We start from the raw sequence: 12737 nt of genomic DNA on the forward strand, positions 1-12737 counted from the left end.
CGTGGGCTGGTACGCCGTGTCCGCCAAGTAGGTCCGGGCGCGGCCGGTTTCCGGCCGTGGCACGACCAACACAACAACACCGGTGACACAAAGGCCGTTTTGAATCGCGCATAGTCCGTAAAAATGGACATGGTCGATTCAAAACGGCCTTTACTTATCTGACGAATGCGATCTCGAGATCCGAAATCACCGCTTGCCCTGCACCTTGCGGGCCACCACCTTCATCAGCTCGCGCTGCTTGGAACCGGTCGGAGCCAGTACATCCACGTACTTGCGGATGGGGCTGTCCTCCGCGATCGCACGCTCATGATGTTCCGGCGGAGCGGGACGTTCCACACCACTCATTGTTGCGATCATCTGCGCCATGAAAGGTGTTTCCTGCGCATAACTCCAGTACAACGAGGCGAAATCGCACCATGGATTCTTCCATGGCTTGTCGAAACCGGCGTAATGCACGATTTTCGGAGCCTTACGCGACGTCATGTATGCCTTATACACATTGGCTGGCGCGAAATCGAATACGCCATTGACACGACCGGCACAGTTGTGCATCACATTCCACGAATAATCCAGATACGTGACCAAGCCTTCGCACTCCACGTTCAAAATATCCTGGTCGTTGTAGATGTATCCGGGTTTGGAGGCGATTTCCAGCCATTCGTGGACGGTATGGATCTTGCGCATACGCTCGAGGTTCATCACCAGCACGCCGGCCTGGAAGTAGCCGTACGCATCGCGCATATGCAATTGCTTGCGCACATATTCGGCTCGTTCGCCGTTTTTCATATTGAGATTGCCGATGAAGTCGATATCAGGCACGGCGGCGATCGCATTATCTCCAAGTTCGGTATCGAACAGTTCGGCGACATCGCCATTGACCACCAGATCACAATCCAGATACAGCAGCTTCGAATAGAACGGCAACGCCTCCTGGATGATGAAACGGTAATACGTTTCGATGCTGATATGCGCATTGCTGGTGGTGAGATTGAAGCCAGCCAAGTAACGGCTCACATCGAAGAAGCGGATCACGGCATTTGGGAACCGTTCGAAAAACTGACGTATGTTTTGCTTGTTCTCGTCGGAGATATTCCGTTCCAATACGATCACATCATATGAACGATCTTTGGAAGCGTTCTTCAGCATCGAATAGATGGTGGTGGTGAGCATCGGCACATAGTTGTTGTCTGCGGCGAACACCACCGGCACCACGTTCTTGTATCCGGCATCAAGCGGCTTGAGAACGGTGGCCGGTTCCGGATGCAGGAAATGCACGCACTGCAGTCGCTTGATCTTCCAATGCGCACCGGTACGCTGCTTGTGCGCAATGAAGATGTTGAGCAGCCGTTCCGAAAGATGCCCCACCGTACGTGTGGTCTGCACGTCCATTCTGCTGAAATCGGTTGCCGCAGCGAACTCATCAAGCAGTGGGAACAGCCATTCGTTGTATTCGAAGAAGATGTCCTTCCTCATGATGAACATGTTGCAGAATGCCGCGGTTCTCCCATTGAGCACGGCATCGGCGTCCACCTTGTAGTCGGGATGGCGCGCGCACAGAATGTCATACATGTGGCGCAGGTCCTTCAAACGCAGGTGCTCGTCGGCATCCCAGTGCTGCTTGAGATTTGAGAATCCGCCGATACGGCGAACGTCATTCAACGGCGTGGTGATGACGTCCCAACCGTCCACGGCACGAGCGATCGCATCATCGTTGATACCGTATTCGGCGAGCGCGTGATTATCGATATACGAATCGATAATCTCTCCGTAATCGTTCTCTTTGTGCGGAGTATCGGTGAAATCGAAGTACCTGCGGTAGTGGCAGAAGCCGTAATAGTCAGCATCCTCGTTTTTCCAGGCCCAGTATTGCGCGGTTAGCTCACAATACCGCGGGTTTTCCGCAGAAATGTTCACACCTTCGTCGTCATGCAAAGTGTTCGTGAAACGAGTCGCAGCATTCGCCGCGCCCACCTGCACCGGAACAATACTGTTCCCCTCAGGGAACGTGGCCTGCTTATGTGCCGACACAAAGATTTTGATATTCGGATGGTGCTGTTCCGCTGTGAGAACCATGTGAGATATTCCGCCTTACTAAGACAAACGTCCTTTCCTCAATAGAATATATGAGAGTACTGCCGAAGAGGGACGCTCTACGAGCCTTTGCACCCAAATACTTCGCACGAGTAGGATAGGACGTTTGTGAAAGACTTTTTCGAAAGCCTCAAGAAGAGGTACCACTATGCGATGGTGGTTTTCAAGGAACTGGTGAAAACCGACTTCCAGCTGCGATATCAGGGCTCATTCCTGGGCATGGTGTGGTCTGTGTTGAAACCGTTGATGCTGTTCGCCGTGATGTATGTGGTGTTCGTGAAGTTCCTGAAATTCTCCGATGGTACCCCGACTTTCCCGATTTCGTTGCTGTGTGGCACGTGCCTGTGGAGCTTCTTCTCCGAGTCGACCAGCATGGGCATGCGCGCCATCGTTGATCGTGGCGATCTGCTGCGCAAGATCCATTTCCCGAATTACATCATTGTGGCGTCCACCACGATGGGTTCCATGATTTCCCTGGGCATCAACCTTGTGGTGGTCATCCTCTTCGGTTTCTTCGCCCACGCGCATTACACCTGGCGCATCCTGCTGGTTCCGCTCAGCATCATCCAGCTGTATTGCCTTGGTCTCGGCGTTGCCCTGCTTCTGGGCTCGCTGTATGTGTATTTCCGTGATGTGGCCCATATCTGGGAAGTGGTGCTGCAGGCCATGTTCTATGCCACGCCTATCATCTACCCGATTTCCATGGTGGCGCAGAACAAGGAGTTCTCCTGGGCTGCCGACATTCTGATGCTTAACCCGACCACGCAGACCATCATGGATATCCGCCATAACCTACTGTCTCCGGAATACGTGCCAACCGTGTGGACCATGGTGGACAACAAGCTGCTGTGCCTGCTGCCGTACGTGCTGTCCGCTTTGATTCTATGGCTGGGCATCCATGTGTTCCGCAAGTACAGCGCCAAGTTCGCGGAGGTGCTCTAAAGCCATGAGCGAGGTTTCGATGACTGACAACAACACTGTTGATGAACGTCCGGTCGTACTCAAGGTCGACCATGTGGCCAAGTCCTTCCGTCTGCCCACCGAACAGGCTACCGGTCTGAAGATGGCTTTCTTGAACTGGACGAAGGGCATCAAGGGCTACACCGAGCAGCATGTGCTGCGCGACATCAATTTCGAAGTGCATCAGGGCGATTTCTTCGGCATCGTCGGCCGTAACGGTTCCGGCAAATCCACGTTGCTGAAGATCATTTCGCAGATTTACGTGCCGGAACAAGGTTCTGTGATGGTGAAGGGCAAGCTGGTGCCGTTCATCGAGCTGGGCGTCGGATTCAATCCGGAGTTGACCGGGCGTGAGAACGTGTATCTGAACGGCGCGCTGCTGGGATTCACGCACGAGGAAATCGACGCGATGTATGACGACATCGTGGAATTCGCCGAGCTTGAGGACTTCATGGACCAGAAGCTCAAGAACTATTCCTCCGGCATGCAGGTGCGTCTCGCCTTCTCCGTGGCCATCAAGGCGCAGGGAGATATTCTGGTGCTTGACGAGGTGCTCGCCGTCGGTGACGAGGCGTTCCAGCGCAAGTGCGACAATTTCTTCGCCGAAATCAAGAAAGATCCGACCAAGACCGTCATCCTTGTCACTCATTCCATGGATGCGGTGAAGAAATACTGCAACAAGGCCATTCTCATCAAGGATGGCGAGATCATCGCATCTGGCGACAAAAACGATGTCGCGGATCGCTACACGCTTGAGAATCTCAAAACGAACGAATCTAATAAGCATGATTCTTCCAATGAAGAAATTTGTGAGGAAATGCCGATTCTGCGTGTATATCCGAACGAGCTCCCTGTATGTGAATCTGGAACCAATTTTAAATTTACCGTTGAATATAACAATGTTGCTGCCGATAGAAAAATCTATCTTAATATTGTTTTGCTTGATATTTCAAGGGGTGGAATAGCTTTAGCGCAACGTTTTATGACTGTTCCTGGACATCATCGTGTGAATATGATTGCTCCAACTGCAGATTTTAACGATGGTGAATATCGGATTATTCTTTCGGCTCATATTGAAGTGGATCCGAAAGATTCTTCTGTGGACAGGATGATTACGACAACTAATGAAAAGGAGTCATGCACTTTTGTGGTACAAGGAACATATGGTTCCGACAAATTCGCTCTTATGAATTATCGGCGAATTCAATATCAATGTGAAGATACCAAGGTTCTGCAGGCTAAAGATTCTTTCTGAGGCCGATAGCTACTATTGCCGATGTGTGAAAAGACTTTCATTCGGCTTCTCACACATCGGCAATTGATTTTCTCACCAACGAATCTTGTAGTGCCCGTCATACTGGTTGAGTTGACGGTTGATATATTTGCCTCGAGCGCCAACGAGGGTCTTGTCCCAACGTGCATAGAAACGTGCTTGTTCGTCGATGGCGCGACGTTCTTTTTCCACATCTTGCTCATCTCGGCCACGGCTTGTGTGCTCGCTATGGTACAACTTCGCCTGTGGGTCGAATACAGTAAGGTACCCTTGTTGACCGATTTTGAGACAAAGATCGACATCGTTGAGTACGACAGCGAGATTCTCATCAAAGCCGCCGACGGATTGGAACGCTTTACGCCGCACCATTTGGCAGGCGCCGGTAACAGCTGCGCAATTATATGGATAACGCATGGTTTCCATATAACCGCCATCTTTGTCGGACAGCATATCACTCAAATAACCAACATGGTCTGCGGAAACCCATACTCCGCCGTGCTGCACCAAATTATCGGGGAACAGCAGTTTGGCGCCAACGATGCCCACTTCAGGACGGGCGAAGAAACCGACCATGGAGTCAAGCCAGTCACCATTGATTATGACCGTGTCATTGTTCAGGAACAGCAGTATCTCACCATCGCAATGCGCGGCACCATAATTGCAGATTGCGGAATAGTTGAAACCTGTTCCGGGCCAAGTCACAACCTTGATTTTTTCATTTTGATCTTGAATTCGATCATAGTATGCAAAGGTTTCCTGCTCAGTACTGTTGTTCTCGACCAAAGTAATGTCATAATTCTGGTAGGTCGTCTTTTCCAGTACCGAAGTAAGGCAACGCTGCAGCAGCTGCGAATGGTCCTTCGTGGGGATGACAATACTCACTTTAGGCGTAGCCTCATTGATGTAACGATTTCTGTAACGGAAAGGCAGCTCGGAATCTGACACGTCTACTTGTAACCCTGTACGTTCGAAATGTCGTTGCAAGACAATCTTGCCGGCTGTCTGGGCATAAGGTTTACTGTCAGGATTTGTGCTCGTGGAATTTTGATGCACGCGCCAGTGATATAACATGTAGGGCACATTTGCGATTGAACGTGCTTTTTCGCAGCATTTCAACGTTAAATCATAATCTTGAGCGCCGCTTACATCAGCAGGAGAAAGTTCCACTTGACTAAGTACTTGACGGCTGACCATTAGCATATGGGTCACATAGTTGTATGCGTTCAAAAGATCAGGATTGTAATCTGGCTTAAATGTTGGCAGCGTGTAATGGCCGTTTTCAAGGCGGTCTTCATCGCAATACAGGACATCTGCGTCAGATTGGTCATGCAGAACGTTGACATAGCGATACAGTGCATCTGGTTCGAGGACATCGTCATGATCGACGAACGCTATATAATCGCCTTTGGCTTCTTTTAAACCAACATTCGTGTTCTCGGCTATGCTTTTGTTTTCCGCTGTAATAATTCGGAATCGTGGATCATCGATATGAGCTAACGTATCGTTGATTTCTCGCGCTTCCTCACCGTTGCCACTTACATTAACGAAAAGGACTTCAAATTTTTCATATGATTGAGCGGCGATACTTTTGACGAGAGCCTGCAGATATTCGACAGGAGGACGGAAAACAACTGTAACGATACTAATAAGTGGTTTATCTTTTTCTGTCCAAGAATGACAGACTCTACGTTGATTTTGGATATCAGCTGTGGTTGCGCGATGCTGTTCGTACCAGATCTGATAGCCACCATCATTGAATGCGTGCTTTGTCATGTCAAGTGCGCCGTTGACGAATCCATCGAACATCGGGGGAAGGATACAGGTGAAGCAAGCGTCCTGACTGGCCGGTTTCGCCTGGATGCATAGTGTTTTCTGTTCGGCTGTGACAATAATGGAGTACACGAGCTCATGAATATGCTGGGTTGGATCGTGAGGATCAGAAATCAGTGAGTCCTCAAGTACGATTGGCTTGAGCTCAAGTTTGTGTGCCGCAGCATCATACACACTTATGGTGCATGACTCTTTCTGGCCAAAATATGGATAACGCACGTGGAAACGACATGAATAATGCTGTTCGTCGATGGGGTAAATTCCGGTAACGTACGTATGTGGACTACCGGAAATTCTCCGTTGTTCAATTCCTCGGATCTGTGACGCAAATTCGGGACGTTCATGATATGTCAGTCGAGATTTAACTTTCGAAAACAGAGGGTGGAAGAGGAAAGTTCCTATTTCCTCATGTGTGTTGCGATTCTTTATGCGCACCGTCAGTTTAGTGTTGTCAAGCAACGGGACGGCGACTACGGATTCGTAACTATTTTTATGAGAGAAATCACCCCATTTCTCACATGCGGATTTGTCTTCACCGGGGAAACCTATGGATATTACCGGACATTGGATTGAATCATTGTCCTCCGTATTAATAAACGCGGTAAGTTCATCAGGACTGGAAGACGTCCTGATTTTCACATATCCTTTGCCATCGCCACGACATAGCCCTATGATTTGTAATGTCATTTCGTCTCTTTCGTCAGAATCTCTATTTTGCGAGATGCGTTCTTCTGTCCGATATGTCCTAAGATGTTGTATTTTATCTTTTTAGGCGTACATGTATCTGGTATATGTTGACGATTAACGAAGACATAGATGGCGGTATGAGTGTTTGCTATTACCGCTAGAAACGTGTTTATATGGATTTCCCTTTTTCGGTGATGAATTGGGGGTATGATTCATAACAGCGAGGGGTGTTCCTTGCATATGAAGAGAAAAGAACCTTAGGGGTTGCCATGTCGAATCATCGGGCAGGATTGAAGAGAATTTGGGCGGCGCTGTGCGCATTCGCGATGTGCGCCACGGTGTGTGTGGCGACGGGGCACGCGGCGTTCGCCAAAACCGCCACTGATGACAGCAATGTTGTTGCGTCGTTGAAGTACATGAGCGAGCTCAACAGGTTGCGTCAAACGAACAGAGCAAGATTAACCGCCCAGCAGATCGCCGACGCACAGAATGAAGACAACGGAGCCGATATGAGTGCCGATTGGGTGCAGTCGAACGCTGCTGATGGGTATACGGTTCCGGAACTTAAAGTCAATTGGGACTTGATGAGTTGGGCGCAGAAGCGTGCGGACGCCCTGGCAGAACGTGCCGTGGTCAACGAAGATGGCCCAATCAGCCATGATGACATGTATACGGGGAAGCCCGACTGGCTGGACAAGCACAATCTTGGCGAGAATCCGGATTATCAGGATGGCACGTATTATTTCGGTCCTGAAGCGCTGTTCATCGGATATCCGGAAACCGGACTTGATGATCATAATCCCATCAAATCCTGGTACAGCGAGCTTACCGCAAAGCCAGGAAGCGACAGGCAGGGTTATGGGCATTATCTCACTGAAGTGAGCCCGTTGGCGGATTCCGCGGGCATGGCTTCCGCGCAGGTGACGAGCGGACGCTGGAAGGGCGCCACGATTGTGGTGCTGGAAATCGGTTACGTTGGATACCGTGGGGGTCGTGGAACCAATGAAACCGTGAAGGAAGCGCTTGAACGATACGTTGGCACAACGTACACGGTGAAGTACCATGCGAACGGTGGAACTGGAACCATGAGCGACCAGAAAGTGGAAGCTGATTCCTCTTCCTATCTGAGCGCTAATCGGTTTACCCGAGCTGGGTATGCATTTGATGGGTGGAACACCAAGCAGGATGGCTCCGGTATTTCATACGCCGATGGTGAGTATGTTTACAATGCCGTCAACCCTGGCGAAACATTGGATTTGTATGCACAGTGGACGTCGAACACTTACCATGTGTATTTTTCGGCCAATGGTGGTTGGGGCGGCGGTAGCCGCCAGTTCACATATGGTCAGGCGCAAAAACTACCCACTCCTGAGGAGATGGGAATATCCAACAATTATTACGAATTCATGGGGTGGAATACCAAGGACGATGGCACGGGAACGTCATACCAGGCCGGACAATCGGTGAAGAACCTCACAACGGAGCAAGACGGTTATGTGACGTTGTATGCAGTGTGGAAGCAGATACACACAGTACATTTCCGCGCTTACGATTCGGTACCGGAGTATTCCGAAGAACAGCAGGTCTTGGATGGTGATACCGTCAAGAAGCCGGCCGATCCCACCCGACCGGGATTTGTGTTCCGTGGATGGACGGCTGGTTATTCGAATGATTCGCCATTGTACGATTTCAGCACTCCGGTGACCGGAAACCTTTATTTGTATGCACAGTGGAATTCATACCCTTACGTCATCCATTACGATGCCAACGGTGGCACTGGTTCCATGCCGGATCAGAAGGTGGGTTCGAGCTCGAGTTCCAATGAGGCTACGCTGAAACAGAACGAATTCAAATACAGCGGCAGGGTATTCACAGGCTGGAATACCAAACGTGATGGCACCGGTACCGCATATCAGGACAACGCGTTGCATGGCGATTTTGACGTTACTGGCGCCAACCAAGTGATTACCTTGTATGCGCAGTGGACAACAGCTAAGGCGAAGTCCATTGAAGTGGATAAAGGTACGATAACGTGCAATGATTATTTTGGCTGCTCTGCGCAGCTTCCCTCCACAGTGAAGGTGCATTTGACCGATGGCAATACCGTTGAGGCCTATGTGGATTGGAACCGGCAGCAGCTCTCCAAGGTCTCGGATAAAAAGAAGGGGGATATTCACGTTGGCGACGAGTTCTACATTGACAGCACCAACGTCGTTGGATTCCCCGGGCAGAAGGTTCGTGTAAAAGCGGTGATGAACGATGCCACTCCGCCGGTCTTCAATGGCGTGGATGACATCGCCGCGAAGAAAGGCGATACCTCGTTCAGCACTCTTTCGGGCATCAGCGCTACAGATGACCATGATGGTGATGTGACAAGCAGGATCAAGGTCTCCGGTAAGTTCGACATCAATACGCCAGGAGACTACCCGCTCACCTACATGGTGAAGGATGCCGCTGGCAATGAGACAACCGCCAACCGTACAATTCACGTGACGAGCGGGAAAGTGGTGACTGTGTCCTTCAACGCCAATGGGGGTACTGGTTCCATGTCCGCACAGACGTTCAGCGTCGGCGATTACCAAAGATTCCGTTCTGCCGGATTCACTCGAGTGCACTACAATTTGATGTCTTGGAACACCAAGGCGGACGGAACTGGCACAAGCTACGGTACATACGCTACGACGTTCCAAGAAGCCGATGTTCCCGCGAATGGGAAGATAACGTTGTATGCGCAATGGGAGCGTGCTACGTACTACGTAGGTTTTTATGCGAATCTTCCAAATAATGGAGGGGGCTCCGCCTGGCAGGATATCAAGTATGACGAATATGCGAATCTGCAGGCCAATACCTTCACTGCAACCGGGTATACATTCGTCGAGTGGAACACCAAAGCAGATGGTTCCGGGACCAGTTATTCCGATAAGCAGCAGGTCAAGAACATCTACGATGAGTACGGGTATGGCATTTCCTTATACGCGCAATGGAAGGCAAACACCTACACGGTGAGGTTCAACGCCAATGGCGGCACCGGCACCATGGCCGACCAGAAATTGACGTACGACAAGACCGAACAGCTGAACCGTTCCACGTTCAAAGCGCCAACCGGCAAGATGATTACTGGATGGAACACCAAAGCTGATGGCACCGGCACTAAGTATGGCTACTGTGATCCGGTGAAGAACCTGCTCGCTAGTGGTTCGATGACGCTATATGCGCAGTATGGTTCAGCGCAATACAGCTCCATCGTTGTCAAGACTCCTCCGACTAAGGTTTCATATAAGACCGGAGAAACGTTTGACAAGGCCGGACTTACAGTGTCCGCCGTACAAACCAACGGAGATGTCACGCAACTGTCAGGCAACGAGTACACGCTCTCCCAGCCGGCCATGGGATCCAACGGAACGAAGCGTGTCACGGTAACGCTTAAATCGAACACTGCATTGAAGGCTTGGTTCGAGATTGCCGTGGGCACCTCTTTGCCGACTGTGCAGGAAAGCGATTCCGTGGAGAATTCCGACGAGGCTGTAATGAACTATGTGGTCAACCTTAAGGAAGACACTGCCGGCGATGTGTTGGACAAGGCCGTTGCCGGAGCGGAATCGTTGCAGGCGTACAAGCTGATGGCCTATCCGGAAATCAGCGTGTTCTTCGTGCAGGCGCATACCAAGACATTCGCCACTGATTTTGCGCAATGGGCGGCGAAGAATGGCATTGCGGTGGATTCCGTTGCTCCGACTCGCGATACGTTACGTGAAGAGGAGATTCGTTCCGGAAGCGTCGCCTCTTCGGAAGTGGCTTCCGCTCCCAAATGGAATTCCGGCAATGCTTTCCGTAAGACTCAGAAGGATTCTTCTGATCCTGATACCAATATCTACGATGCTTGGGGCATTGTGGCGACTGGTGCTGACCGTGCCCAGCGCACGGATGTCGCCTATAAGCCGACGTTGGCTGGTGTTATTGATACTGGTATCGAAGACGACAATCCGGATTTGCAAGGGAAAGTGAGCAGCACATACTCTGTGAATTGCGCCGCGAACGGTATTCCGCAACAAGGCACTGATACATCTACGGGCCATCCGGTATGGTGGCCTACCGACAAAGGCGGGCAGCATGGCACCCATGTTTCGGGCACTATCGCAGCTGCGCATAATGGTACCGGTGTTGATGGCGTGAATCCAAATACCACGTTGGCCGCGATCCGTGTGTTTGAGGATAAATGGACATATACCGAGCAGGAAGTGTGCGGGTACATGTGGGCGGCGAATGTTAGTATGGACGTCACCAATGCCAGTCTTGGCAATAACACGCCAGTGTATCCTAGTGAATCCGCGGACGCTAAGGCGCACGCTACTGCATTGCAGCGTGCGGTAAGCTATGCGAACAAACGCAATGTCACCAATGTCGCTTCCGCGATGAATTCAGGATTGGATCTCGATAACCTCCACAAGACAAAATCCGGAAGTCGTATGCGCAGACTCGTTGAGAAGCATCAGCCTCCTAAAGCGACTGTACAGACGGGCGATACTATCGACGTTGCAGACAAGGCGGCCAAGGATAATGCCTTTGATCCGGCAGACGGTCTTGCTGAAACACAGGTTCAAGGATTGGCAGTCAATTCCGGTACGACATTCCCAACCGATAAAGGATGTATTTTCCCCGCCATGCTGGATGGCATCGTCACGGTTTCCTCGGTGCGGAAGCAGAGTGATCATTCGGCGGCAGAGTTGCGTAGATCAGTGGATACTTCGCACTATGATTCCACGGAATGCGGCGACAGCGACAAAGGATGGTGTTCGAACTATGGTGCGAACACCATCGATGTGGCGGCTCCAGGATCATACATCTATTCAACTTATGGAACCGACTATACGTACATGAGTGGCACGTCTATGGCTTCCCCTCATGTGGCGGGAGTGGTTTCGTTGCTCAAATCGGTACATCCAGATTACTCACCGGCTCAAATCGAGAAACTGCTGAAGAAGCAGGCCAAGGAGCTGTACGGTAATTTGGCAGTCCCGACCGACGGTGCGGAATACCGCGGCGCTGGTTTGGTCAACGCCTATGCGGCAGTGACGGAAGACCAAGAGAAGCCTGTGGTTTCGGCCCAGTATTCCACCGACGGTGGCTCCACTTGGCATGGTCTCGCCAATGCCAAGGTGTCGGGCAAGGCAACCATTCGGGTCACGGTGACCGGACCGGTTTCCAGTGCTTCGATGAGTTTCGGCGGACAAAACAAGCAGGTTCGTGGTGGGGACAACTACCACGGTAATGTGAGCATGACCATGGATGTCGACTTCTCCAAGCTCACCAGTCTGCAGAGTGAGTCGCTTGCCATCAAGGCATATGGTCTCAACTACAGCGTTTCGAACGATGATGTGAATACCACGGTACAGTTCCAAGGCGGACAGTCCGTTAACGTCACAGTGTCGTTTGATTCGAATGGTGGTTCGGCCGTCTCCTCGCAGCAGGTGAGGTACGGTTCGAAGGCCGTGAAGCCGGCCGATCCGACGCGTTCGGGTTACACGTTCGCTGGCTGGTACACGGCGAAGTCGGGCGGTTCGAAGTATGACTTCAACCAGCCGGTGACCGGCGCCCTGACCTTGTACGCGCACTGGACGGTGAATTCGTACACGCTCACGTTCGACGCGAACGGCGGCAGCGTGTCCCCGGCGTCCCGGAAGGTACGGTACGGCGCGAAGTACGGCGACCTGCCGACGCCGACGCGTTCGGGTTACACGTTCGATGGCTGGTATACGGCGAAGTCGGGCGGCTCGAAGGTGTCGGGTGACGCCGTGATGGGCGCCGGAAACGTGACGGTGTATGCGCGTTGGGCGGAGTCCCCGCGGCCCTCCTCGGTGGTGATGCATCGTTTGTATAACCGTTACACGGGTGAGCA

The 12737-nt window shown here is 51.4% G+C and carries 5 protein-coding genes; 3 read left to right on the plus strand and 2 right to left on the minus strand.

Translation table 11 applies throughout. The annotated features are described in order from the left end of the window. Nucleotides 1–186: 186 nt before the first annotated feature. Entirely contained in the window at nucleotides 187–2073 is a 1887-nt protein-coding gene (locus tag OU26_RS08940; protein ID WP_026647209.1) for a DUF4422 domain-containing protein, read from the minus strand. Nucleotides 2074–2199: 126 nt separating this feature from the next. On the opposite strand from OU26_RS08940, the gene OU26_RS08945 reads away from it, so the two are divergent. After that, nucleotides 2200–3033, plus strand: a complete 834-nt coding sequence (locus tag OU26_RS08945) for an ABC transporter permease (RefSeq protein ID WP_026647210.1) — start codon at nucleotides 2200–2202, stop codon at nucleotides 3031–3033. Between the two features lie 4 nt (nucleotides 3034–3037). Further along, nucleotides 3038–4306 (plus strand): ABC transporter ATP-binding protein, encoded by a 1269-nt coding sequence (locus OU26_RS08950; protein WP_026647211.1) that lies wholly within the window; start codon nucleotides 3038–3040, stop codon nucleotides 4304–4306. A gap of 72 nt (nucleotides 4307–4378) precedes the next feature. Here OU26_RS08950 and OU26_RS09970 read toward each other — a convergent pair whose 3' ends face one another. Continuing rightward, entirely contained in the window at nucleotides 4379–6841 is a 2463-nt protein-coding gene (locus tag OU26_RS09970) for a glycosyltransferase family 2 protein (protein WP_081815694.1), read from the minus strand. Nucleotides 6842–7110: 269 nt separating this feature from the next. On the opposite strand from OU26_RS09970, the gene OU26_RS08965 reads away from it, so the two are divergent. After that, nucleotides 7111–12737: InlB B-repeat-containing protein (locus tag OU26_RS08965; protein WP_152571364.1), on the plus strand; the 5627-nt coding region annotated here is incomplete at its 3' end.

It is taken from the genome of Bifidobacterium ruminantium DSM 6489 (assembly GCF_000770925.1).
GTDB classification, from domain to species: domain Bacteria; phylum Actinomycetota; class Actinomycetes; order Actinomycetales; family Bifidobacteriaceae; genus Bifidobacterium; species Bifidobacterium ruminantium.